17 protein-coding genes and 1 pseudogene are annotated in these 24,376 nt (G+C 57.5%); 8 read left to right on the forward strand and 10 right to left on the reverse strand.

All coding sequences use genetic code 11. The features are described 5' to 3' along the window. Window positions 1–43: 43 nt before the first annotated feature. On the reverse strand, window positions 44–1,093 hold the full coding sequence (locus PSR62_RS19935) for a transglutaminase-like domain-containing protein (RefSeq protein WP_274404753.1): 1,050 nt from the start codon (window positions 1,091–1,093) through the stop codon (window positions 44–46). Window positions 1,094–1,272: 179 nt separating this feature from the next. Between PSR62_RS19935 and PSR62_RS19940 the strand changes: the two are divergent. Next, window positions 1,273–1,575, forward strand: a pseudogene (locus PSR62_RS19940) (NADPH-dependent assimilatory sulfite reductase hemoprotein subunit); the annotation flags it as partial. After that, entirely contained in the window at window positions 1,572–2,255 is a 684-nt protein-coding gene (locus PSR62_RS19945) for an MOSC domain-containing protein (RefSeq protein ID WP_274404754.1), read from the forward strand. The pseudogene PSR62_RS19940 and the gene PSR62_RS19945, both read left to right, overlap by 4 nt. Before the next feature lie 221 nt (window positions 2,256–2,476). Here PSR62_RS19945 and PSR62_RS19950 read toward each other — a convergent pair whose 3' ends face one another. Next, window positions 2,477–2,689 (reverse strand): DUF542 domain-containing protein, encoded by a 213-nt coding sequence (locus tag PSR62_RS19950; protein ID WP_274404755.1) that lies wholly within the window; start codon window positions 2,687–2,689, stop codon window positions 2,477–2,479. Window positions 2,690–2,965: 276 nt separating this feature from the next. On the opposite strand from PSR62_RS19950, the gene PSR62_RS19955 reads away from it, so the two are divergent. After that, complete coding sequence (locus tag PSR62_RS19955) at window positions 2,966–4,747, forward strand: arylsulfatase (protein ID WP_274404756.1); 1,782 nt, start codon at window positions 2,966–2,968, stop codon at window positions 4,745–4,747. Window positions 4,748–4,749: 2 nt separating this feature from the next. Here the strand turns inward: PSR62_RS19955 and PSR62_RS19960 are convergent, their stop codons facing one another. From PSR62_RS19960 to PSR62_RS19970, 3 genes are all read right to left on the reverse strand, one after another. Continuing rightward, a complete protein-coding gene (locus PSR62_RS19960) occupies window positions 4,750–4,968 on the reverse strand; it encodes a hypothetical protein (RefSeq protein ID WP_274404757.1) in 219 nt (72 codons plus the stop codon). Between the two features lie 422 nt (window positions 4,969–5,390). Then, entirely contained in the window at window positions 5,391–6,245 is an 855-nt protein-coding gene (locus tag PSR62_RS19965; protein ID WP_274404758.1) for a carbon-nitrogen hydrolase family protein, read from the reverse strand. 116 nt (window positions 6,246–6,361) lie between these two features. Next, window positions 6,362–7,174 (reverse strand): DUF2314 domain-containing protein, encoded by an 813-nt coding sequence (locus PSR62_RS19970; RefSeq protein WP_274404759.1) that lies wholly within the window; start codon window positions 7,172–7,174, stop codon window positions 6,362–6,364. A 494-nt stretch (window positions 7,175–7,668) separates the two neighbouring features. On the opposite strand from PSR62_RS19970, the gene PSR62_RS19975 reads away from it, so the two are divergent. Next, window positions 7,669–9,261, forward strand: a complete 1,593-nt coding sequence (locus tag PSR62_RS19975; protein ID WP_443217449.1) for a DUF4153 domain-containing protein — start codon at window positions 7,669–7,671, stop codon at window positions 9,259–9,261. Window positions 9,262–9,412: 151 nt separating this feature from the next. Here PSR62_RS19975 and dnaB read toward each other — a convergent pair whose 3' ends face one another. Both dnaB and PSR62_RS19985 read right to left on the reverse strand, forming a co-directional pair. After that, window positions 9,413–10,861, reverse strand: a complete 1,449-nt coding sequence (gene dnaB, locus PSR62_RS19980) for a replicative DNA helicase (protein ID WP_274404761.1) — start codon at window positions 10,859–10,861, stop codon at window positions 9,413–9,415. A gap of 101 nt (window positions 10,862–10,962) precedes the next feature. Continuing rightward, entirely contained in the window at window positions 10,963–12,702 is a 1,740-nt protein-coding gene (locus PSR62_RS19985) for a DnaA/Hda family protein (RefSeq protein ID WP_274404762.1), read from the reverse strand. Between the two features lie 496 nt (window positions 12,703–13,198). Here PSR62_RS19985 and PSR62_RS19990 point away from each other — a divergent pair, with 496 nt between their 5' ends. The 4 genes from PSR62_RS19990 to PSR62_RS20005 all read left to right on the forward strand — a co-directional run bounded on the left by PSR62_RS19990 (window position 13,199) and on the right by PSR62_RS20005 (window position 19,619). Then, window positions 13,199–13,882, forward strand: coding sequence for a Maf family protein (locus PSR62_RS19990; RefSeq protein WP_274404763.1), 684 nt, complete (start codon window positions 13,199–13,201; stop codon window positions 13,880–13,882). A 241-nt stretch (window positions 13,883–14,123) separates the two neighbouring features. Beyond that, window positions 14,124–15,023 (forward strand): DUF1573 domain-containing protein, encoded by a 900-nt coding sequence (locus tag PSR62_RS19995; RefSeq protein ID WP_338020234.1) that lies wholly within the window; start codon window positions 14,124–14,126, stop codon window positions 15,021–15,023. Between the two features lie 93 nt (window positions 15,024–15,116). Then, window positions 15,117–16,598 carry a DUF4346 domain-containing protein gene (locus PSR62_RS20000; RefSeq protein WP_274404765.1) on the forward strand — a complete coding sequence of 494 codons (1,482 nt, stop codon included), beginning with the start codon at window positions 15,117–15,119 and terminating at the stop codon, window positions 16,596–16,598. A 303-nt stretch (window positions 16,599–16,901) separates the two neighbouring features. Further along, on the forward strand, window positions 16,902–19,619 hold the full coding sequence (locus PSR62_RS20005; RefSeq protein WP_274408263.1) for an O-antigen ligase family protein: 2,718 nt from the start codon (window positions 16,902–16,904) through the stop codon (window positions 19,617–19,619). 25 nt (window positions 19,620–19,644) lie between these two features. Here PSR62_RS20005 and PSR62_RS20010 read toward each other — a convergent pair whose 3' ends face one another. From PSR62_RS20010 to PSR62_RS20020, 3 genes are read right to left on the reverse strand one after another with little or no spacing between them, the layout of a single operon-like run. Beyond that, window positions 19,645–21,969, reverse strand: a complete 2,325-nt coding sequence (locus tag PSR62_RS20010; RefSeq protein ID WP_443217450.1) for a site-2 protease family protein — start codon at window positions 21,967–21,969, stop codon at window positions 19,645–19,647. A 26-nt stretch (window positions 21,970–21,995) separates the two neighbouring features. Continuing rightward, entirely contained in the window at window positions 21,996–23,447 is a 1,452-nt protein-coding gene (locus tag PSR62_RS20015) for an efflux RND transporter periplasmic adaptor subunit (RefSeq protein ID WP_274404767.1), read from the reverse strand. Next, window positions 23,441–24,370 (reverse strand): efflux RND transporter periplasmic adaptor subunit, encoded by a 930-nt coding sequence (locus PSR62_RS20020; protein WP_274404768.1) that lies wholly within the window; start codon window positions 24,368–24,370, stop codon window positions 23,441–23,443. The genes PSR62_RS20015 and PSR62_RS20020 overlap by 7 nt, the downstream gene beginning before the upstream one ends. Window positions 24,371–24,376: the final 6 nt, after the last annotated feature.

Consider the following 24,376-nt stretch of genomic DNA (forward strand, 5'->3'; position numbering starts at 1 on the left):
AGAAGTGTACCGCCACTTCGTTCGTTGCTCCAGGACGCCGCCCTCAAACGGGCTTGCGGACAAATTCGACTCGCGGTGCCTTGGATCCCTGCCGGTCGCAACGAAAGAACTCGGCCACATATCGGACTGGAGTCCGCTGCTCCGGGACCCGGAACCGGTCCCCCTTCTGCAACACCGGACGCGATTCCAACATCCCACCAAACTGCTCCGTCCCAGCCGCCTGACACGGGTACCAAGTTCCCGCCAACTCGCCACGCTCGGCCTTGGCGTCCTTCGGCTCCAAATAGAACTCGGGGTAGCAATGCCCCGGGATCCAAACCATCCGCGCGGGAATGCCAGCGTTGCGACACAAGGCGACAAACAAACTGGTCATGTCTTCACAATCCCCCACGCCCGTCTTCAGCGCATCAGAGGCCTCCCGAATCGGCCCTTCCTCGTACCGCACCTTGTCACGAACCACATCGTAAATCTGCCGCACTTGCTCCCAAGATGACTCCGGCGCATCGGCAGCCAACTCGCGAGACAACGCCCGAATCGCCGGATGGCCTGCGTCAATCATGGGACTGTTCCCCATATACGATCGCAACTCACGAGGCATCCGAACGGGCACGATCAAATCATCGGTCTCTGCTGGCGCGATGATCGGTTGGCGGACCACCTCCATCTCCAACTCGACTTGAATTGTCCCACTGGAAGTCAACCTGGGAATCGCAACCACAACCTGTCGAGCCCCGTCCAACTCCCGAACCGCGACATTGCCAACGCGTCCCTCGACCGTTCGGTTGACGATCGAAACGGTTTGCTCCGGCCAATCCATGAACACGGGGAAGGTCGCGAGACCAGATGTGAATGTCACCGGCGTGTCGATGTTCACCCCCAAACGCCAACGGGTCGTCTGAGGTTTCGTCAGATCCAACGGCGCAGCAGCAACGGCTTCCTGCGCAGCACCAGACTGGGCGTCCGACACGCCATCCTGCCCAAATGCGCGACCGATTGGCATCGCTGCTCCGGCAGCGACGAACGCCCCCACACCTGAGCACGCGAAAGACGACAAACAAGCACGACGATTGATCAAGTTCTTTGGTTGAGTCATGCCTCCATTCTAGCTCGCAACACGACTGAACCCAACGATTTTTCAAACTTGCCCGACCGCGATCTCGAGTCAAAACACGCACTGACCGCTCGGCCGCAGGACTGAACGCGAAAACACGACGCTCTTCCGGACCAGGGAAAAACTTGACAACGCATCTCGGAATCACCTAGAAACATGCGCGGCGATTCTCATTCGCCTGCCCAGCGCTACCGACCTGCGGGCTTGCCGTGACCGAAAGCGAACGCGTGTTACCGAGCCTGATCGACGAGATCGAAGCTGAGTTGAATGACCTGAGCTTGGCAGACAAACAGCTTTTAATCCGTATGACCGGTTGCCCCAACGGCTGCGCCCGCCCCTACAACTCGGACGTTGGCTTGGTCGGCCGCAGCATGGATGGCAAAACCGGTGAAGGACGCTACACCGTGTTTTTGGGCGGCAACCTGCGCAGCAACCAAAATGATCGCCAACGCATTCTCTCATGAACATCCACGCAGAAGTGATCTCGATCCAAGTCGGCATGCCACGAGTCATGGCGGATGCGAAGCCGTGGACATCGGGGTTCATCAAGGAACCGGTCGCAGAACCCATTTGGCTTGGCACCACCAACCTCCAAGGCGATGGCCAAGCCGATCAGGCCCATCACGGAGGAACGCACAAAGCTGTCTGCGCGTACCCAGCGTCACACTACGATCACTGGCGGCGGCAGCTTCACCTTCCCGAACTTCGGTGGGGAGATTTTGGAGAAAACTTCACCATCGCCCAAGTCAATGAGCACGACGTCTGCATTGGAGACACCTGGATGGCCGGCGATGCCATGGTGCAGATCTCTCAACCACGACAACCTTGTTGGAAACTTGCCAAACGTTGGAACATCAAAGACTTGGCGTTGCAGGTCCAACAAACCGGCCGGACCGGTTGGTATTTTCGTGTCTTGCAAGAAGGCTTCGTTCACCCCGGCATGGAACTCAAGCTTTCTCACCGTGAGCATCCCCATTGGACGATCGCGGAAGCGAACCGAATCATGCATCACGACAAAAAGGACCACGAAGCTGCCGCAGCACTCGCAGCGATCCCATCCCTCTCCGAGAGCTGGAAAATCACTCTCACCAACCGGGTTGAAAAAGGCATCGAACCGGACATCGAACAACGTTTGCAGTCATGAACGGGGCTTCAGTCCCTCGAGAACGACAGATCGCTGGCTGACGTAGCAAACGCCCAAATGGATCAACGTCCATCAAAATTGCTAGCGGACGGATCATCAATGTCGCCCGTCTTCGTTGGGGCGATCCTCATCGCAAAGCCGCGAATGAGCCGGAGACTTTTATCGACTTCACCGACGACGTACAATCCAGGCCCATTTTTTTGCGAGTTGCAAGAGAGGCTCTAACCAGCACCTTGGCCATCGAGTTTGGAGGTGCCGACAGCCAACTCCAACCGCTGGAAGACTTCCGGAGGACTGACGCCTGCGTGAATGCAGACATAACGCAACGACTTTCCACCGCAGCTCGTGTCCAACCTAAATTCTTTGAACACACGTTCCGTCTCAGGATGTTCAACAATCCATTCTGGGATGCTGCTGTCTAGATCGCATTTCATGCATTCATTCTAACCCAACCAACGCGGCCTCGAATTCTGTCTTGCTGGCCAAGAAGATCACCATTGCCCGCGTCCAGCTTGCCTGCCATCGCCCCCCACGCCTGCGTGATTCCCCCCCAGAGACTCAACATGACCCAGCTTCCAACCAATCCCACGCCCCCCCAAAAATCACTCGGTCGCGACCGAACATTGTCAGGTCCCGTGAGCGTCCGACGAACGACACTCGTCATTGGGTTTTGCGTCGCACTCATTGGCCAGCTACTTACGACCGCGTCCGTGCAAGCCGAATCAAACGAACGTCCCAACATTGTTTTGGTCATGACCGACGACCAGGGCTACGGCGACTTCTCCTTCAACGGCAACCCTTTCATCCAAACGCCTGCGATCGATCAACTGGCATCGCAAAGTGTTCAGTTGACGGACTTTCATGTCGCTCCCATGTGCACGCCCACCCGCGGGCAATTGCTGTCGGGCTTGGACGCCTTCCGGAATGCTGCCATCAACGTCAGCAGCGGCAGAACTCTGCTTCGACACGACTTGAAAACGATGGCCAATGTCTTCCAAGATGCCGCCTATCAAACCGGAATTTTTGGCAAGTGGCATCTCGGTGACAACTATCCTTTTCGGCCCGAAGACCGAGGCTTTGACGAAACGCTGTGGTTCCCTTCGTCGCACATCAACAGTGTCCCTGACTTCTGGGACAACGACTACTTCGATGACACTTACATCCGCAATGGAAAGCGAGTCGCCCACTCAGGCTATTGCACCGATGTGTTCTTCGACGAAGCCATCGAGTGGGCCAAGCAGTCCCACGCGAAAGGATCCCCTTTCTTTGCTTTCATCCCTCTGAACTCCGCCCATTGGCCTTGGTTCGTTCCCGATCCATACCGCGATCGAGTCCGCCAAATGATCGGCGATGACAAAGAACTCCAGCAAAAACTGGATGGCACGCCCAGCAATCTCGAAGACCTGATCAGCTTCCTCGCGATGGGCCTGAACATCGATGACAACATGGAGAAGTTGAATCGGTTCCTGGACGAATCCGGACTCGCGGACAACACGATCCTGGTTTTCCTCACCGACAACGGCAGCACATTTGGACATCATTACTTCAACGCCGGGATGCGTGGCAAGAAGACACAACTCTGGGAAGGCGGGCACCGCGTCCCTTGCCTGATCCGCTGGCCCAACCAACTCGCCGCGAAGAAGATCGACGATCTGACGCATGTGCAAGACCTCCTGCCAACACTGGCAGACCTGGCCGATTGCGACGAACACCTGCCCGGACCACTGGATGGCATCAGCCTTGCCGATCGACTTCGCGGCAAAACCGATTCGTTGGCCGATCGCATGCTGGTCATCAACTACAGCCGCATGCCGCAGTTCAAGGTGACCTACACCAAAGGCAATCCCGCGATCCCCCGCCGCAACGGTGCCGCCGTGATGTGGAAGAAATGGCGTCTGCTTGAAAACAAGCGTTTGTACAACGTGGAAGACGACCTTTACCAAGACCACAACGTCGCGCAAGCTCACCCCGAAATTGTGGCGCAGATGCGTGCTCACTTGACGACCTGGTGGGACGGCGTCAAAGACGACGTGATGACGCCGGAACGCGTCGTGATTGGCAGCGAACAAGAAAACCCGAGCTTGCTGACTGCCTGCGAATGGCTGGACATCTTTGTCGATCAACAAGTCCAAATTCGCCGCGGCGTCCAGAAGAACGGTGCTTGGCATCTGATCGTCGATCAGCCAGGAACCTACGAGTTCGCGCTGCGACGCTGGCCCAAAGAGTCAGGCCTGAAGCTCGACCAAGCCATTCCAGCGAAGCAGGTCACCGACGGGACCTTCCCCGCAGGGGTCTCTCTGCCGATCGAAGCGGCTCGTCTGAAAATTGGGGAATTTGATCAAATCAGCCCTGCGGATTCATCCGGCGAAGCGATCACCTTCCGCACCCAACTCGAAGCGGGCCCCATCGAAATGCAAACCTGGATGCTCGACAGCCACGAGCAATCCATCTGTGGTGCTTACTACGTCGACGTCCAACGCGTCGACAAGTGATGTCACCGACGCGTCCCAGGCAATTTGCCGAGCAGCCCAAACGCCAACCCGAGAAGCGCCACTCCCTCAGGGATGAGCACCCATGCGAACCCAATCCATGAACTCATTTCTGCAGGAGTATCGCCTACAGAAGCGCGAAAGGAAAAGTAAATGCCGGTCAAGAAACCAACCACGATGGCTGATGCAAAAAAGAACACCACCATCCAAATGACCGACAGCAACGCCACTCGAATGAACACCAAAAGGCCGCCCCAGAACGTTCGAGGCTCTTCCGCAACGGCGAGCTCGTCAGCGTCTCCGGCAACAGAATAAGGATTGGGTTGAGGCGACATCGATCGTTTTCGCAGGCAAGTGTGGACGTTGTTTAAAAATTCGTCGCCTACCAAACTACCACAACGCCGTCCTGAGTCCTGAGTCCTGAGTCCTGAGTCCTGAGTCCTGAGTCCTGAGTCCTGAGTCCTGAGTCCTGAGTCCTGAGTCCTGAGTCCTGAGTCCTGAGTCCTGAGTCCTGAGTCCTGAGTCCTGAGTCCTGAGTCCTGAGTCCTGAGTCCTGAGTCCTGAGTCCCTGAGTCCCTGAGTCCCTGAGTCCCTGTGGCCCTGTGGCCCTGTGGCCCTGTGGCCCTGACCCACTTCCCACCCTCACTCACTCACCCACCGGAACATCCACCACACAGATGTCTCGATCCCGATCTGCACCTTGGGAAAGCACCGTTCCATCCGGAGCCACGGTGTAGCTTTGCCCACCGTAAACCATCCCTTGCCACGGGCCGCCACTGATACTGCCAACCAAGTTCGTGCCCACGACCGGACACCCAATGGTCTTGGCCGCTTTGGCGATGGTGCCACGGAGCGATTGGCCATGGCCAGGCCAGGCGTCAGCAGGCGCCGCCCAACCGTAGGGCACCAGCAGCAGCTCCGGCTGCTTGGCAGCCATCTGTTCGACCACCTTGTCATGAAACGTGTCGGCGCAGATCAGCATGCCAACCCGGCCAAACGTTGTCTCCACAACCTCTACGTTCTCACCGCGCATGTAAGGCGGACTCATCAAATCCGTGAGCACATTCATCTTGCGGTGTTTCAGGATCAACTCACCCTCGTCGTCAAACAAGACCACCGAATCAAACAGCTGATCTCCCTCCTTCTCAGACACGCCGACCGACAAATGGACCTTGTATTGGCGAGCAATTTTCGCCAGCGCGCCGGAGTCTTTACCTGGAATCGGATGTGCCAACTCATGAGCCTTGGGATTCACCCAACCGTACAGGCAGGTCTCAGGCAAACAAACGATCTCGGCTCCTGCAGCGGAAGCTTCCGCCACAGCATTCTCAATCCGCCGAAGGTTTCCCTCACGATCACCGTCGATGCAATAAATCTGCGCCATCGCTACACGGCAAACCTTCTGTTTCTTTGCCGGATCCGCTGCCAAAGCAGCCGACGACGTTCCGACCAACGCAAGAACCAGAACGCTTGCGAACACTTGGTACCGGGCAGACTTCATGAAGAAACATCTCTCAAAGGGACACGCGACTCGAGCGGACAACACCGCCCGCTCGTAGTCTAGCTGATCACCACGCCGAGACGACGCACCTCAGCACCGGCAAAGATACCGGCTTCTCAACTGTCGGCTCCCGCCTCCTGAAGCCTTGCCATCACACGTTTCCAACCCAGGCTTTTGGCCAACATCGATGGCGTCACCCCGTTGGACGCGGCACTGTTCGGATCCGCACCATGTTTCAAACAAATATCCACACCGTCCAACGAACCTGCCAATGCCAACTGATGCAGGAATGTGTAACCACTGTCATCGGCCTCATGAACCAGATCGGGGTTCTCGGACAAAGTTTCATCCAAGGACTCACGCATGTTGACCGACATCGGATGCTCTGTCTCGGCAACCTTGGCGTAGTCCTGCGGCTTGACCTCGGGATGGCTGAAGCGAGCGAACAAGCCCTTCTTCTTCGTTGCGGATTCACCGATGTACTCAGGCGGAACCAAGTTGACCACGCCCACCTCTCCAAAATCGAATCCCCAAGCCTGGTCGTGCTGCTTGCGTTCCGTATTGCTCATCCGTGCACGCATCAAATCAACCGTGAACCCTCCATACACATCGCCATTCGTCACGTACATCCAATCACACAACTGCCGTCCTGGAATCCTGACCCGGTCACCTTCGCTGACGGTCTTCAACGATGTCGGGGCATTGATCAAAGTTCCTTCCACTTTGCGTCCGTCAAAGTTGACGTCCATCAACCACATGTGCTCGCATTCCAACGCATCGGGATCCTGGGCTCGAACTTCAGGCGGATCGGTGAACGTCGCCTTCACGGCGGCCAGTTCCAAACCGGGGATGATCCGGCGACGTTCCCATGCCATTTCACGCCAAAAATAGCGAAACGTCTTGCGGGCTTTGGCCGCCGCTTCATTCATCTCGGAATCATTTCCGGGTGACGTGAAAACAGGAGATGCTTGTGCTGACATGATCGAACCCCGACTTTGCTGATCGAAAGAAACTGTCAAGTGACGACTCACGGAGGCGAATGCGCGGAGCGCCCGATCGCCAACATGGAAACCCGTCCAAGCCTCGAAGCTCTCTCACCATCCCACCACGCGGTTTGCAAATTGGCATCGATCAGTGCCAGGGCGAAGCTGCTTGGAACACCCCAGTCTACTGGATCCCACCACACCAATGGGCCACGAGTCGCACCCCACCCCACCCCACCCCACCCCACCCCACCGCCAACCGAGATCGCGTCGCTGCCTGCATGACCCACTGGCACCTCCATGTGGTCCTCTGGTCCAGTCACCAAGCAATTTTGGCATCCGGAAGAGGAACAGGGCTACAATGAAACTGCCCGATGCTTGGCTCGAAAATGCGGATGCCTCGTTCACCGGCTCTCTTCTCTCCCCCCAAGGTGATCGCAATGTCCAGCAACCTCGGTTCATCACCTGAATCACCTGTTTCCGCACCGCCTTCCCTCGCTGCGGAGACTCAGGCGATTCCCATTCGAATGGCAACACGAGAGATCACTGCGGCACTTGTTTGGACCTTCGCCGCGGACGTGCTGATCTTTCGACTGGCGACTTATTTGTCGATCGCAAGCTTCTTGGTGCTTACGCCCATCCTGTTTCGATACGCAGCCACGAATCTTCCCCATCGACGTTCGCTTGCGATCTGCGGTGCATTGTCCGCCTTGGTGGCTTTGCGATTGCTTTGGCAAGGATCTCCGCTGACGATTTTCTCCGCGATCCTGTTGATCGTCGCGATGTCGATGGCCGCCAGCGGCGTGGTCCCATTTGTGCTCGAAGGCTTCTTCTGGTTTGGTCGCAGCGTTGTCGATGGAGCCGATCGGATATCGCGCTACCGAATCGCCGATCGAGCCATCGATCAGGTTCGCAGCCACCACCAACTCGCGTCCATCCTGCTTCCCCTCGTTGCGGTGTTGGCATTTGGGGGGATCTTCGTGATGGCAAACCCTGACTTGGTTTCCTGGGTCGGTGATCATGCCCGCACCGCTTGGAACATCACCCTGACTTGGTTCAACGACTTCTCGGTGTGGGAAATTCCGTTTTGCATCTTGGCGTTGACGATCGGCGTCGGATTGATCCGTCCCCTGAGTCCATTTTTTCGATTCGGTGATCACGCTGAAAGCCAGACAACAACAGCATCGTCTGAGTCCGGACTGTACTCCGCCTACCGTAACACATTGATCGCGGTGACGGCCCTCTTCGCGGTTTACCTGTGCTTTGAGTTCTGGACCCTTTGGCGTCGTGACTTCCCCGAAGGCTTTTACTACGCCGGGTACGCCCACCAAGGTGCCGCGTGGCTGACCATTGCCCTGGGCCTGGCGACAGTGTCCTTGTCCGTCATCTTCGGGCGCAGCCTGCTTGCTGACCCCCGCATGCCCAGGGTTCGTTGGTGGGCATGGGTTTGGTCTGCGGAAAGCTTGTTGCTCGCGTTGGCCGTTTACAACCGCTTGCTGATCTACGTTGGCTACAACGGGATGACACAACTTCGGATGGTTGGGCTGTTCGGTATCACCGCCGTTGTGGTGGGCTTTGCGTTGGTGGTTTACAAAATTGCCAACACCAAGAACTTTTGGTGGTTGCTGCGATCTCAGATGTTGGCGTTGACCATCGTCGTGATTGCCTACAGCATCACACCGGTCGACTACCTCGCACATCGCTACAATGTTTCCAAAGTCAACACGGGATACCCAGCTCCCTCGGTGATGCTGGCAGTCAAACCCATCAGCGACGAAGGCTTGTTGTCGATCTTTCATTTGCTCGATCACCCCGACTCGATCATCCGAGACGGCGTGCAAGCTCGCCTTGCACTTCGCGAAGCAGAACTCTCTGCAGAGGGTGCTCGACACTGGAGTGAACTGCAAGGTGCCACGCGATTGCTCGCGTCTCGTTTTGCAGACCACCCCGAGCTATCCACTCGATTTTCGAATCCCGGTGAACGCGAATCGGCCCTGCAACGTTTCAAGAACTACGCGATGCAGTGGTATTGAGGCTTTCAATCCTGACGGCTCAGGACAACAAGGCTCCGAGTTGATGCACCATCAAGGCGGGGTCTGTTCGAGGTGGGTCGACCATCGAGGTGGCAACGCAACCGGCCAGCCACCATCGCCAGGTGGAACCTGGCCTACGGGGAGCAAGGCTTTAGAATCCGCCGGGGCTGGTGAATTCGCGATAGTCGTCGAATTCGCTGTGATGCTCGGCGGCACGGTTGCTGAATCGCGTGAAGTCGCCTTCCCAGGTCAGCTCGACATCGCCGACCGGACCATTCCGTTGCTTGGCGATGATGATTTCGGCCTGACCAGCGAACTGAGCTTTGTCCTCACCGCGGTGGTAATACTCTTCGCGGTGAACAAACATCACCACGTCGGCATCCTGCTCGATAGCACCTGACTCACGAAGGTGAGACAGCTTGGGGCGGTGATCCTTGCCGTCTTCCGCTTGCCGGTTGAGCTGCGACAGACACAGCAACGGCACTTCCAATTCCCGTGCCATCCCCTTCAAACGACGCGCGATCTTGGCAACCTGCTCCTGCCGCGGGTCACGTGAATTGTCAGGTTCGATCAGCTGCAAATAGTCAATCACGACCAGGCCCAGACCGTCCTCTTTGCGTTTGATCCGACGGGCTGCGGCCGCGATCTCGCTGACCGTTCGACTGGGCGAATCATCCACGAACAGGGGGGCTTGGCTGATGTCGTTGGCTTTGGACACCAAGCGATCGCGGTCTTCGGAACTGATCGTCCCGTTTCGCAACCGGTGACCGTTCACCCGAGACAGACTGCACAGCATCCGGTCGGCCAATTCGATCGCCGACATTTCCAAGCTGACAAACAAAACCGGTTCACGCTGCTCGATCGCGACGTGTTCGGCAATGTTCATGGCGAGTGCCGTTTTCCCCATCGAAGGACGAGCGGCCAAAATGATCAGCTCACCGTGGTGCAAACCACCGGTCATCTGGTCGAAGTCGGTCAAGCCGGTTTCGGCACCGCCTTCGACGTAATCGTCTCGCATCCGAGCTTCCATCCGATCCATCGCTTGGTGCAGCACGTCGCTGATCGCCCAAACGGAGTTGCCGGAACGGCCTTCCATGATCGCGAAAACTTTTTGTTCCGCCTGAGCGCACAGTTCCTTGGCGGTGCCAGATTGCTCGTAGGCATCTCGCAGGATCTCGGTGCCCGATTCGATCAAGCGACGGAACATCGCTTTCTCACGAACGATCTCACCGTAGAACGCAGCGTGCGCCGCATTGGCCACGCTGCCACCGAGTTGGGCCAAGTACGCGGCGCCGCCGACCTTTTCAAAGTCACCGGCGGTTCGCATTCGTGACACCAACAACGTGATGTCGATCTTTTCCCCCGAATCAAACATGTCTCGAAGGTGACGATAAATGATCTGGTTGGCTTCGTCGTAGAAGTCATCTGCCTTCAGCGACGCGATCTCATCGCAAATGTCGGGCATCAGCAGAACGGAACCGATCACGCCCATCTCGGCTTCGCGATCAAACGGTTGTTGCCGCGCAAGGATCTCGCTGGTCGTGGCTTTCTTTTCCTTCTTGCCGCGATGGGGGCCGTCGAACTTGTTGTCTGCGATCATCCGTGAAGCTGCCGTTGGGGTCGGATGGATGGTTCAAAGAAACGAATCCATTGGAAGTGCACGAAACACCGCGAATGGATGGCAATGAGTGGACTGGCCAATCAGCCCACCCGCAAGCGTGATTCCACGCGAGCAATGGCGTCTTGTGCCGACATGGCACCGTCGCCAGCACCGATCGGTTTGCCACTGGACAACCAAGTCTCCACTTTCGTGATGGCGGAGATCGCGTTGGAGTGGCTGCGTCGATTGAAGTGCTTGGCAATCTCAGTGAACGCACTGCCGGTGTGTTGACGAGCCAAGTACATCGCCAGGGTGCGAGGTTCACTGACCCGTCTTGTTTGAGCTTTGCTGCGCAAACCGTCTCCTTCAAGCCCGAAAGTCTCACAAACCGCTTTTTCGATGCTTCGCAAAGTCGGGGCCACCTGGGTGCTCCGCAACAAATCGCCACCATAACGACGAATTTCGTCGATCGTGGGTTCGCGGCGGAACATTCGCTGCAGCATGCCAATCAGGTTCGCGATGCCACCCGCGGCCCGGGCATCGCCGCCAATCAGCTCGCTGACCTCTTCCAACAATGCGTTGTCACATCCCAGCACACAGCGGGTGGCAACCATCCGTTGCAACAGCTGAAAGCGAGTTTGTTGATCAATCGCCGCCAGGGGACAAACCAAACCCGATGCCATCCGCCCGGCCACTTCGCCGGTCAACCCGCGGATGTCGCTGGGAGGAAGGTTGGCCGAGAACACCAACGGTTTCCCCGCCGATGCCAAGGTTTCCACGGTGTACAAAGCTTCCCGCAACGTCGCCGTTTTGGCAGCCAAGAAGTGCACGTCGTCGATCAGCAACGCGTCCACGTCCCGGTATCGTCGGCGGAAAGCCGGCAAACCCGTCGAGCCCACCGACACGACGAAGTCATTGGTGAATTGTTCCGCGGTCAGCAACACCACGCGTCGCATTCGGCGGCGGGTTCGAAACTCATTCGCCAAAGCCGCCAACAAGTGGGACTTGCCCGTCCCCGTGGGGCCGTGCAAGAAAAGCGGTGTGGCAACGGACGGTGTCGCAACCGCCATCATTGCTGCCGAGAACGCGAATTCGTTGCAGGGACCGGTGATGAAACTTTCCAGCGTTCGGCCGCCGGTCGGTTGCGATTCGGGGAGCGGAGGAAGCTTGGATTTGGACGAGCGGGGTGTGGAGACGACGACTTCCTCGTCATCCATCTCTTCATCGTCGAACTGATCTCCCTCGGGCAACTCCGATGCCGCAATGGGATCGTGTTCCACCCGACCGCGTGAACGACCTCGCCCACCACGCGAACCACCGGATTTGTCATCGCCAGTGGCGGTGGATTGAGCGAGCAGGCTGGCTAAACTGTTGGCTGATCCGCGACGCCCAGCGGATGGTCGTCCCGAACTGGCACGACCGGATGAGGCGCGGCCACTGGTTTGCCGCGCCGTCGAGCGGCGCCCGCCGCTGCTCTTCGTGCTCGCTTTCTCTTCCGCAGCGACCTTGGCCGCGCGAGTTCGTTTCTTGGGGGCGGGTTGCTCCGCTTCTTCCACGTCGATGCGATAACGAGCTCGCTCACCGCAAGCGATCATGGCCGCGGCGCGCAGTTCGGTTGCGAAGCTATTGCCCATCCGCTGTGCGGCAAACGGGCCACTGGTTCGGATGACAACCACCACGGTTGGCTTGCCATCATCGGGTGACTCACCGACCTCCAAGTCGAAGCCAACCCCATGGGTGAACCACAACCGGTATCGGTCAGCGCCGATTCGTTGATGCAGAGCCTCGGCGAACCGTTCAATGGCTTCTTGCGTCTCGATGCTACCTTGCGTCGACGACATACCGGTTGCGCAGACCTCCCTCATGGATTTTGTTAACACGGGCGACGAATCGGGCGGCCAGCGTGGCTGCGATTCTTCGAAGCGATGAGTGTCGCCGAGTGATGTGCTCCCTCACGACGTTGGGGCAGATTCTAGGTTTGCTAGCAAACAAGTCAAATAGATTGAGTGAAGTTTTGGAGCGTGGGCGCCGACATGGCGGAAGGCCACTCAGCGGGGTCGGGAAATCCCGAGCCGATCGCGATCCGAGATCATGACGGAGTCTGTTCAGTGTCGGCAAGGCGAGTTTAGTGACTGGTGGAAAAACTGTCGGTAACCTTTTCCACACAAAACCTTCTTCAAATTGTCATCCTCGTAAACGCCCCCCACGAAAACACTTACGACCACCAGCCCTTGTTGATAAGAATTTTGAAGCGAAAATCGGCGTTTCGGCACTGTCGCGGGTGGCAGCCCTCTGCCATCCGATAAACTGATGTGCATGATGAGCGAACTCCCCCTGATGAACGACCTCCCGCGAGCCGAGTTGCCCGGTTCTCAAACCGGAAATCCGGAACCACTGATCCTAGCCAGCGGGTCCCCGCGACGCGCCCAATTGCTGGCAGCGGCAGGTTACGAATTCTCGATCCAACCGGCCTCCGATTCTGCCGAGTGTGGCATCTGTAGCCGAGAGACCGCCCCCGAAATGGTGGCCCGCCTGGCCTACCGCAAAGCCGCCGACGTCGTCGCCCGGATCGATGACGGGCTGGTCTTGGCCGCCGACACGGTCGCCTCCTGCGTGGGAAGCATTTTGGGGAAACCGCATGACCGCGATCACGCCGAAGAAATGCTGCGTTTACTCAGCGGCCGCGATCACGATGTTTACACCGGTGTCTGCTTCTGGTCGCGGCGGAACGAGAAATTCGTGGTGGATGTGGTTCGCACGCGGTTGCGGATGGCGGAGTTGAGCAAAGATCAGTTGCACGAACACCTGGAGAGTTTGCGATGGGAGGGCAAGGCAGGCGCTTTCGGCTATCAAGACGGGAACGACTGGTTGACGGTCATTGGCAAGGATAGTGAAAGCAACGTTGTCGGATTGCCGATGGAACGACTGGCGGAATTGTTGGAAAATTTCGAACAGAACGCCGAAAAGATAACCACCCCGACGACCGATTCGATTGAATCATCCGATTCAAGCTGTTCCTGAGTGCAGGCACTTTTGGGAGCAGAGGCGGCGAAGGACGGCGTTGACGAATCGAATGTCCCATTGCCCACCCAGTACCCTCGTGCGATTGTCACCGTGTCACTGCCGTGACTGACCGCGCCCTAGCAGATGGATTTGTTTGATGATTGGATCACTCGTCCGTTCCAGCCTGACCGGTTGCATTGCCTTGCTCGCCGCCCTGTCCTTGGCTTCTTCTGCCAATGCACAGAATTGGGCTGAAAAAATGTTCAGCGAGACCAAGCACGACTTTCGAGTCGTAGGTCGAGGCACCAAGGCAGAATACAAATTCGAATTTCGCAATCTGTATGAAGAAACGGTCCACGTCCAAGGGGTTCGCAGCAGCTGTGGATGCACCACACCGACGGTGTCGGACGACACACTGGAAACCCACGAAACCAGCTCGATCATCGCGACGCTGAACACCAGCACCTTCATCGGTCAAAAAGCTGCGACAGTGACGGTTGTGTTTGATCGACCGTACTACGCCGAAGTGCAGTTGCAGGTCAGTGGATTCATTCGCACCGATGTCACGTTTGATCCGCCCGAAGTCGACTTCGGCCAGTGCAAAAACGGCGAGGTCAAAGAGCAAGACATCACGATCACGCATCGCGGCAACTCGAATTGGCGTTTGACCGACGTCCGCAGCCACTGCGATGACTTCGCCGTGAAGTTGGAACAACCAACCGTTCAACCGAACATGGTTCAGTACAAGATGCGTGTTCGGATGAAGGAAACGATGTCCGAAGGCGAAATTCGGGAACGCCTGACGTTGGTCAGCAACGACACCAAATTCCCAACCATCGAAATGTCGATCGCGGGAATGATTCGTCCCACGATCAGCGTGTCCCCCGCCGCCGTCAGCCTGGGGACCACCGAGTCTGGGCAAACGGTCAGCAAACGACTGCTGGTTCGCGGCGAAGAGCCCTTTGAGATCCAAAAGGTTCTTTGCTCGGACGATCGCTTCCAATTTGAAATTCCCGAAGGCAAAAAGAAACTGCATTTCGTGGAGATGAAGTTCACCGGCGGTGACAATCCAGATCGCGTTGCTCAACGAATCCAGATCGTGACCGACCTGCCGGGTGACAAAACCGCGGAGTGTGTTGCCACCGGCACAGTGAAGTAGACTTCACGTCAAAGGTCCATTCGCCGATCCTGAGACGAAGGGATCGCTTGGGCTGATCTCGGGCGAACGCCCTTCGCCCTATCGTCACACCGCATGCCTACCTCGCCTCCCACTCTGACCGCCGACTCGCACGTTCACTTTCTGACCGGCCGGTTGGCGGAAACCGCGGTCAGCGAAGAAGCAGTTCGAATCGCCGCCGAATTTGGTTGCCGTCACAGTGTGGGTGTGGTGCCAATCACTGTGGCCGCGCTGATCACTCCCAAGTGGCTTTCTCGGCACTGGGAAATTCCCGAGTCAGCGACGCATGTGATCCTGCCAGGTTTCCTCCAGGACAACCTGGACGCGGCCGGCGATCTGGCCGCGCCGCTGCAAGGACTGATCCAGCAAACTGCGGCCGAAGTGATCTGCGGCCCCAAAGATTGCCGAGACCTGCACGCCTGGATGACCGGCCGCCAAGAATCGGTTGATCTGTCAGCGCACTCGATTGAAATCATCGCCGAGATCAATCACGCGCCGCGTTTGGCGGTCGAGGAAGTCGTTCAACTCGCGAATCGATTGCGAGCCGACGGCGCCGACCGAATCGACGTGGGCTGCGACCCTTCGCGACGGTGCCAAGCGATCGGCGAATATGTCTCCGCGTTGGTCGACGCTGGACACACGATCAGCATCGACACGTTTGATCCGCACGAGGCCGGCGACGCGATTCGAGCCGGCGCGACGTTGGTCCTGTCGGTCAGTGCGGCCAATCGAGACGCCGCGCGGGACTGGGGATGCGAAGTCGTTGCGATCCCGGATGTGCCCGACGATCTCAAAAGCTTGGATCAAACGATTGAATTTTTGATCCGTCACAGCATCCCATTTCGCGTTGACCCAATCCTGGAACCCATCGGGTCGGCCTTCACCGAGAGCCTGCTTCGCTACACAGAGGTTCGACGACGGTATCCCAGCGTTGAAATGATGATGGGGATCGGCAACTTGACCGAACTGACCGACGTGGATTCGGCGGGAGTCAACTTTTTGCTGCTCGGAATCTGCCAGGAACTCGCGATTGGCAGCGTCCTGACGACGCAAGTGATCAATTGGGCCAGATCATCCGTCCGCGAATGCGACATCGCTCGGCGACTCGTTCACCACGCCGTCTCTCGCGGCGTCCCGCCCAAGCGATTGTCCGAGGAATTGGTGATGCTTCGCGATCCAAAGTTGCGACCACACTCAGAAACGGCACTCCAAGCGCTCGCCGATGGTGTGAAGGACAACAATTACCGATTGATCGCGCAAGAGGACACCTTGCACATGATCAGCGCGGGTTTGCACCTGACCGGCCAAGACCCGTTCGAATTATTTGCCGAATTGATGAGCCGCCCCCAAGCGGACAACGTGGACGCTGCTCATGCGTTTTACTTGGGCTACGAAATGGCAAAGGCCACGATCGCGTTGACGCTGGGCAAACAGTACGAACAAGACCAAGCGTTGCACTGGGGACACCTAACGGTCCCAGAAGACACGCACCGGATCAAACGGACCAGCCGGCACGCCCCCCAGCGTCCCAAGAAAGACGACACCGCCGACGGCTGAGTGTCTCTGCTGGCGAAATCGTGCGCCGTTCCTTTCCTGCGAGGGGGAGGCCATCCGATCAACCAAGCTGTGTTCGGATTGATGTCGTCGCAAGGGACTCAATCGCTGCAGTTGATCCCCGTGGTCCCCAACCGAACACTCCGAACGTTTTAACATTTCGCGAATGCGGTCTTGCCCTTTGAAGCAATCGGGTAAAACCTAACCAGAGATTCTCGATTCGGTTCCTTTGGTTCGGTTGCCCACGTGTCAGTTCTGCGTACCACGTTGCTATGGATCTCCGCCGCGATTTTGGTCCTGATACCAATGTGTTTGGCGGCGGACTTCGGCGGCATTTTGCATTGGAGTCAATACGTCGCCGCGGCCGGCATTTTGCTGGCCATGGTGTTGTCGCTGATTGGATTGACTGATTCGACCGCGTCCAGCGGTTTGCGGCAGCACAAATTGTTGCTCCCACTTGGTTTGCTGGTGCTGCTGGCATGGATGCAGGCGTTGCCGTTGCCATCGGGATTGATTGGATTGCTCAGCCCGGGTTCCAACGCGGCGTACTCGACCTGGCTGGAAGGATTGGTGCCGGCGTCCGAGCAACCCTCGATTCATTCGGTTTCGGTGTCTCCGTTTGACACCCGACACGTCGCCTTGTTGCTGACGTTCTTACTGCCGCTTGCCTTTGCTGCTTCGATTGTCTTTCACGCTCGCAATCGCTTGACGATGTTGCTCAGCGCGATCGCGATCACGGGAGCCTCGGTGGCCATCATTGGGTTCTATCGCAAGCTCGATCCGACAGCAGACCTGTGGTTCTTCACCTCCAAATCCAACGGTTTCGCCGGTTTCGTCAATCGCAACAACGCGGCATTGATGCTCAACTTTGGAATGGCGGCCAGCCTCGGGTTACTGTCCTGGCGGATGATGGCGCTTCACCACATCGAACTGGACGATCCCGATTTTGAGTTCAATGATTTGCTGGCCCTGATTTCCGACCGCGAATCCTTGATCGGACTGCTTTCTTCGATCACCTGTGTCGCTGGGTTGCTGCTCAATGGATCACGAGGCGGAGTCGTTGCCGCCTTGTTTGGATTGGTCTGCGCGTTTGGCTATGTCCGCCCCCGCCGCGGTCTGATTGGACTGCCCATTTTGGCCGTGGTGATTGGCATCTCGGTCGCGATTCTGACCGTGCCAATGCAGTTGAACCTGGAAACCATCTCTCGCTTGGAACTGATTTCGGCTGACGCCGACACGCTTCAGAAAGATGGCCGCCTGCTGCACTGGCAAGACGGCTGGAAAGCGGCCATGGCGTACCTGCCAATGGGATCAGGAATCAGCACGTACGGCTACTCTTACCTGCCTTACCAATCGCAGAGTCCGGGATCGTGGTTTGAACACGCCGACAACTTGTGGTTGGAAATGTTGGTGGAAACCGGCTTGCCGGGCGTCGTGATCGCGGTGCTGTTCTTCACGATCCTGCTGAGCTCGCTGCGTCGCTTGTCGACGTCGGCTGACCCCATCGATCAAGGCGTACGGGTGGCCGCTTGGTATGCCATCGCCGCAGTGATGGTGTCTCAATTCTTTGACTTTGGATTGATTGTCCCGGCCAACCTGTTCGTGGCGTTGATCCTGGCAACCGCAGTTGTTTCCCGGCAAGTCGCCAGCGGCGGATTGCAAGCACCGACATTGGAGGATGAAGACGACCCTTACGAAGCGATGGCGATGGCCGACCCGGAGTATGCCATGGCAATGGCCGCCGCCGAACAGGAAGCCGAAACGGCTACCGAATCGATCGATGCAGATCAATCGGCCGCAAAGAATGCCTCCACACGAGGCAACAAGATCAAACTTCAGTCGACCTCCCAATTCGGGCGTTTGACGTCGTCCGTCAGTGTGGGCGTGTTCGCGGTGGTGATCTTCCTGCTGTCAGCGTTCGCGATCCCCGGTTTGAAAAGCGACGCGGAGTCGGAGTCATTGGTCCGCCGCATTCAAAGTGAATACGCGGGAATGAAATTCCGCCCCGAGGTCCTGGAACAAGTCGAATCGTTGCTGACCGAGGACCTGAACAACAATCCGATTCCCGAGACCCGCACGTTGTTGGCAGCGACCCAGCGCGACCGAGGCCGTTTGGCAGAAACATTGGAGTGGCGTCCAGTGTCGATTGAACAAGCCGGTGAGATCTACGCCAAAACCAATCTGAATGAACGCGGCCTGAAGTACCCGCCCCCGTTGGCCGCCATGACACGCGATCGACTGAAGAGCATCCTGCACTACGAAGACGCTTGGAACACGTCCATCGCTGGAATCGCGACCTGTCCGCTGGGGCAGGCTTCCCGCGCCACCCTGGTGCAATTGCAGTCCGTGTTGGAACCACAGCCAGAAACCAGCGTCGCGGTCAAACACCTCGCCAAATTCTATTCGACCGAACCCATTCGCCTGATGCGTTTGGCCAAGCGTGCTTTCATGATTGGGGATTTCGATTCAGCGAACACCACGTTCCACGACTCCATCGCACTGCGTCCCAATCTGACCTCGCAATTGATGCCCTTGTTCCGAGTCAATCAAGACACACTGCCACTTCAAAAAGTCATTCCCAACGAATCACGAGCGATCGAATTGGCGGCGGCGGATGTGTTGCTCTGGGACACACCCGACAATGATTTCCTTCGTCATGCGGCGACCTCCATCGATTGCGGACGAGCCTCCAACTTGGCCGCCCGGGCCAAGTGCCAAGCTCTCCTTTCCCGAATTCATTTCGCTTTGGATGACATTGAAAACGCCACCCAGACCGGCGAAGAAGCCATTCGGTTGATGCCCGATGAGCCCCGCTATCGCGTGCAGCTGATTGAACAATTTCTGATCACAGGCAATCGCACGGATGCACTTCGACACGCTCGACTCGGACGGGAAGCGATTCCCAAGGACAAACGGTTCCAACAGTTTGTTGATCGCATCGCGGAAGCCGAGCGGAACGAGTTGCTCGAACCCACCCTCCCGCAAGACACCAATGCGCCCAGCATCGAATCGATTTTGGACTGACAAAGAGCGCAGCCAACGCCCATTCTCAAGAGGCGTCTTGGGCCAGCCATTCCCAGAATCGTCGCCCGAGACTTCGTTGATCTCGGAGCGCCATGCGGCCGGTCTCACCGGCGTGGACCCGGTGGCTCACCGCTGGGGAAAGCGTCACGATGGACTGAAATCTTGGCGTCAGCAATTCGTATGGGTCCGAGGACTCCGAACGGGTCTTCGCGGGTGCAACCGGCAAGGGGCCGTCGACCGTCGCTGCCAGTGCGGGGTGCGGGATTTGCCGACTGGCACGTGGCTGCAACTTTCTTGGATACACCTCAATGATCTCACCGCCACGCAGTAGAACCTGCATGGGTTCTTCTTTCTGAAGCGTTGATCGGTAGGCATCCAAATCGGAATCGCCCACCGAAACCAACAGTTCCATCCGTTGACGCACACCAACGTGAACCAATTCTTCACCGGCTCGGACATAGGCTCCTTTCAGATCCTGCATATCTGTCGTCAAAATCTCTCCGTCCCGTTGGGCGACGACACGCAGCGAATCGACTTGTGCGTTCAGTTCTTCCAAACTGCGCCGAAGACTCTCGGCCTTTTGTCGTGCCGCTTCCGCCAACCCCAGCTCTCCCAAACCTTCGTGGCGCTGCCACTTGATCTCCTCCGCTTCCAAATCCAACTCGGTCGCATCGCGTTGGGCAACCAATTCATGATCGGTCAGCTCCAAGATGACTTGCCCAGCCATCACGGTTTCACCCGATTGCATCACGACCCGATCGACGAATCCGCTGATCGGGGATCGCAGGATCTGATCGTCCGCAAAACGAACCACCACCGGAACAGGACGACTCAGCGGTGATGGCAACGTCACCAGAAATTGCCCCAGGAACAGGAACGTCACGCACGTCCAGATTGCCCGCCGACGGTGTGACCACTTCGAGAACGTCTCGCTCGAATCGGTGTAGTTCCACACTTTCTTCGCAAATTGAAGCGACGGCAGCATCACCCACAATAAGATCGCGGCCATCGCGACCAACAACCCCACCGGACCAGCCCACATGGACACCACGATGATCAAACCGCCCATCCAGACCATTTGAAACACGACGGACGCCGCCGCGTGACAGGCCGCAAATCCGCGCCGCCATCCCGACAGTTTGCAACTCGGCCCACGCATCGCAAACAGTTTGGTCTGCAACCAACCACCAAACAGCTTGCGACCTTGTTCGCGCAGATTGGGAATGTCGGTCCAATCCGACAACACGTAATACCCATCCAAACGCAACAACGGGTTCGCATTGACCAACAACGTGGCGGGACCCGCGATGAAGAAGATCTGAGCGGCAACGTGAGCCGCAAACTCAGTCGGATGCCAACACCAAACCCAATACGCAACCGAAGCGACCAAGAGTTCCAGGTAAACCCCCGCCATCGCAATGGAGGCTCGAGATTGCCGATTGGGCAATCGCCAGGCATTGGTGACATCCACATAAGCCAGCGGTGCGAACAAGAAGAACATGACGCCGGCCTTGCCAACTTGCACACCGTGCCACCGTGCGGAAACGGCGTGTCCCAGCTCGTGAATCAGCTTCAACACACACCAAAGCACCAACATCCCAATCCACATCTGGGAATCAAAGATCCGCATCAATTCCGCAGTCAGTGCCTTTCGCTGAAACAACGCGAAGACCATCGAGACACCGATGAACGAACCTGCGATCATCACGCCGCGACAGGAAAACAACGGCCGCATCAGAGGCAGGGCAGCGCTCGCCGGAGCGTTGGCGTTGATCAACGGGAACCGCAAACTGATCAACCACGAACACACCTTGATCAGCGGAGCGATGCAGCTCGCGAGCTTGCCGATGAGCCAGGGTCCCCATGCGTTTCGCTTGGAATCAGTGGCGGGCTCCGGGGTGGGGTCCCCCGTTGATTCCATCTGCGGGCTGGCGTTGCTCGCGTCCTCGGTCGGCACTGCTGCTTCGACGTGCTGATGGGATGCCGTTCCAGGTGTGTTGCCTGACGGAGGTGCGTTCGCAGGCGTTCGCTCTGCAATGGCGATTTTCTGTGCCACCAGAACCGCGATGAAATCCGCGATCTCTTCGGCCGACCAATCCAATCCGTCCTGTTCTGCTTGAGCAATGATCTCCGTGGTCGAACGTTGGCCGTCCAACAACATGGCGACATGGTGTTCCGCAGCACCGAACTGAAAGTGTTTCCCAGTTCCCGCGTGCGCGGCTCGAACCACAGTGACTCCCGCCACATCACAAACGTTGAATTCCATCTCCGAATCCAAACGCACTTTCGGCGCGGTCATCGATGCCGGCGAACCGGTCGGTTCAACCGACGGCGAAACGGCGGTTTGCATTTCGTCATCAGGCACTTGGCTTGGTTTCACCATCCGATCATCCACCCCAGTCGTTTCACAGGGGTTCGAATCCATTTCCAAATCCAAGGGTAAGTCGGTCCGATCACGACGGCTTCCCCTCGCATCCCGACTCGCAATGCCGCGTCGCTGTTGGGTAGTTCCGCGATGGCGACAAACACATTGGAATCGTCACGGATAGTGGCGGCGGGCCATACTGAACGCACGCGACTGTCGAACGCTCGCCCGTCCAACGCGGGAAACCACAACTCCACCGGAGCGTTCATTTCGACAAACAGAATCTCCGACTCAGGCAATTCCAATTCCACTTCAACATTGCCTTCGGGAGCGATTTCCATCAGCGTCTGACCAATTTCCAGCGGTGTCCCCAACGACCGCGTCAGGTCACCTTGGATGACGATCCCATCAATCGGTGACACCACGTCAAGCTTGTTCAGCTTGTCCTGCAACAACTCCGCCTTTCGCAACAATGTCTTTCGACGAAGCCCGGCCAGCTGAGCGGTTGCGATTTGCCCACTCGCCAACGCGATGTCTTCGTCCTTCTGAGCCTCATCGATTTCGGCCAACATCGATTCCAGTTCAATTCGCAAGGGTCGCCCGTCCAACTGCAACAACGTTTGTCCCGCTCGGACGCGGTCACCGGGACGAACCATGGTCGTCAACAAAGTGGCATCGATCGGCGACGCAATCAGTCGTCCGCCCATCGCTGCCACCGTCGCGTTCGCGTGCGTTCGATACGACATGGGGATGCACGTGAGGATCAACGTGACCAAGAACGCGATTCCGATCAGCCCGCGTCTCGACCACCACTTGCTGATTTTGCTGGCCAAACGTCCCCAATGATCTTTGGCGGGCCGACTGAGAAAAACAGCGGCGAACAATCCCATCACATCGGCGGACAACATGCGTTGAAAGGTTTTGGCGTCAAAGTCATCTGCACTCGGAGGCCGAATCCAGACTCGACAACGCGGAATGTCCACGCTGTCGCTCTGTCCCTTCGGGTCGGGCTGCGTCATGGGCACGGTGTCAGGCACCAACTCAATCACCAAGGTCCCATTGTCCCACCGCGACATGCTCTCGGTCGCCGGCGACTCCGCTTCGACCGTGGACGCCAACCACTGGGCGTCAAAGCGTTGACGAATCGAATTGTCAGCGCCCAGCCACCCCAATCGTCCGTCATGCAATCGATGCAGAGAGCGTGTTCCCCATCCCAACCGAATGGTGTGTTCCGGCAGGACCTCGGTCAAACGCTGGACCAGCAACTCCGCCGCGGAAACTCGGTCTTTCGTCGATGCCATCTCGGTCAACCAAGCATGCCACATCGACTGAAACATCTTCGTTCGCGAAACGTCGGATGAATCCGGAGGCGACTTCGCGTTGGAAAACGCCATGTTGGTCGAGTTGTCCGTTTGGAACCAATCGGCTGCAGCGGAGGTGGGTTCGGAAGTCAGATTCACCATCGTTGAACTCCCGATGGTCGACGCTTGGAAATCGATTCGGGTGTGTCATCCACGCTGGATGGTTCCAACAACCGCATCGTGCAGCGGTCTCCAGGACGAAGTTCGCCAGAGGGATTCTCGATCCGCACTCGAATTTCGATGGTTCCGCTTTCACTGTTGATCGATGGGCCGATGGTGTCGATCTTGCCATCAACCGTTTTCCGAGCCGCACGAAAGTACACCTGGGTGTCCATCCCGATCTTCATTGTCAAAGCCCGATCGGCCATCACGTTGAAGACACCCTCGAGAATATCGGTGCGGACCAGACGCACAATTTCGGGGTCGGAAGGTGTGATCGTGGCTCCCAAACCAGCCTTCTTCTCGGCGATCACACCGTCAAAAGGAGCCCGAATGGAACGTCGTTTCCACTGCAACTCCAGACGGTTGGCTTCCGCCATTCGCAACGACCTTTGTTCCGTTGCGGTCAACAAACGAGCCTTGGCAACATTGAGTTCCATCTCCGCTCGGCGGAGCTCATCGGATCCCGCCATTTCATCGCGTAGCAAGCGTCGCAAGTGCTCGACTCGCACGGTCTGCAGATCCAGCGAGGCTTGGGCGGCATGGATCTCGCCCACCATCGACGCTTGTATTTTTGCAATCTCCATGGACGCTCGTTCGATCTCATCATCCAGCCGCGCGATCACCTCATTGGCTTGGACAAATTGTCCGACCTTCACTGGAATTTCAACGATGCGGCCCAGGTCTTCGCTGCCGAGGTAGATGTCTTCGATTGCCTGAGAGAAGCCCTCATAAGCCGAGTCGCCATACAACGCGACACCTCGTGAAGAACTGGAATCTTTTTGGCCCAAGGCAAGATTCGACGGCAGCCCCAATGCAATGAAAGCAGCCAATGCGATGATCGTCCGTGATGTTCGTTTCATCATGCGTTC

The sequence above is a fragment of the Rhodopirellula sp. P2 genome (assembly GCF_028768465.1).
Taxonomy (GTDB): Bacteria; Planctomycetota; Planctomycetia; order Pirellulales; family Pirellulaceae; genus Rhodopirellula.

Bases quoted from the DNA above. Each gene is read 5' to 3' on its own strand.
- PSR62_RS19935 (WP_274404753.1), bottom strand. From the start codon at position 1,093: ATGACTCAACCAAAGAACTTGATCAATCGTCGTGCTTGTTTGTCGTCT.
- PSR62_RS19945 (WP_274404754.1), top strand. From the start codon at position 1,572: ATGAACATCCACGCAGAAGTGATCTCGATCCAAGTCGGCATGCCACGA.
- PSR62_RS19950 (WP_274404755.1), bottom strand. From the start codon at position 2,689: ATGAAATGCGATCTAGACAGCAGCATCCCAGAATGGATTGTTGAACAT.
- PSR62_RS19965 (WP_274404758.1), bottom strand. From the start codon at position 6,245: ATGAAGTCTGCCCGGTACCAAGTGTTCGCAAGCGTTCTGGTTCTTGCG.
- PSR62_RS19970 (WP_274404759.1), bottom strand. From the start codon at position 7,174: ATGAATGAAGCGGCGGCCAAAGCCCGCAAGACGTTTCGCTATTTTTGG.
- PSR62_RS19975 (WP_443217449.1), top strand. From the start codon at position 7,669: ATGTCCAGCAACCTCGGTTCATCACCTGAATCACCTGTTTCCGCACCG.
- dnaB (WP_274404761.1), bottom strand. From the start codon at position 10,861: ATGATCGCAGACAACAAGTTCGACGGCCCCCATCGCGGCAAGAAGGAA.
- PSR62_RS19985 (WP_274404762.1), bottom strand. From the start codon at position 12,702: ATGTCGTCGACGCAAGGTAGCATCGAGACGCAAGAAGCCATTGAACGG.
- PSR62_RS19990 (WP_274404763.1), top strand. From the start codon at position 13,199: ATGAACGACCTCCCGCGAGCCGAGTTGCCCGGTTCTCAAACCGGAAAT.
- PSR62_RS19995 (WP_338020234.1), top strand. From the start codon at position 14,124: ATGTTCAGCGAGACCAAGCACGACTTTCGAGTCGTAGGTCGAGGCACC.
- PSR62_RS20000 (WP_274404765.1), top strand. From the start codon at position 15,117: ATGCCTACCTCGCCTCCCACTCTGACCGCCGACTCGCACGTTCACTTT.
- PSR62_RS20005 (WP_274408263.1), top strand. From the start codon at position 16,902: ATGTGTTTGGCGGCGGACTTCGGCGGCATTTTGCATTGGAGTCAATAC.
- PSR62_RS20010 (WP_443217450.1), bottom strand. From the start codon at position 21,969: ATGCAAACCGCCGTTTCGCCGTCGGTTGAACCGACCGGTTCGCCGGCA.
- PSR62_RS20015 (WP_274404767.1), bottom strand. From the start codon at position 23,447: ATGGTGAATCTGACTTCCGAACCCACCTCCGCTGCAGCCGATTGGTTC.
- PSR62_RS20020 (WP_274404768.1), bottom strand. From the start codon at position 24,370: ATGATGAAACGAACATCACGGACGATCATCGCATTGGCTGCTTTCATT.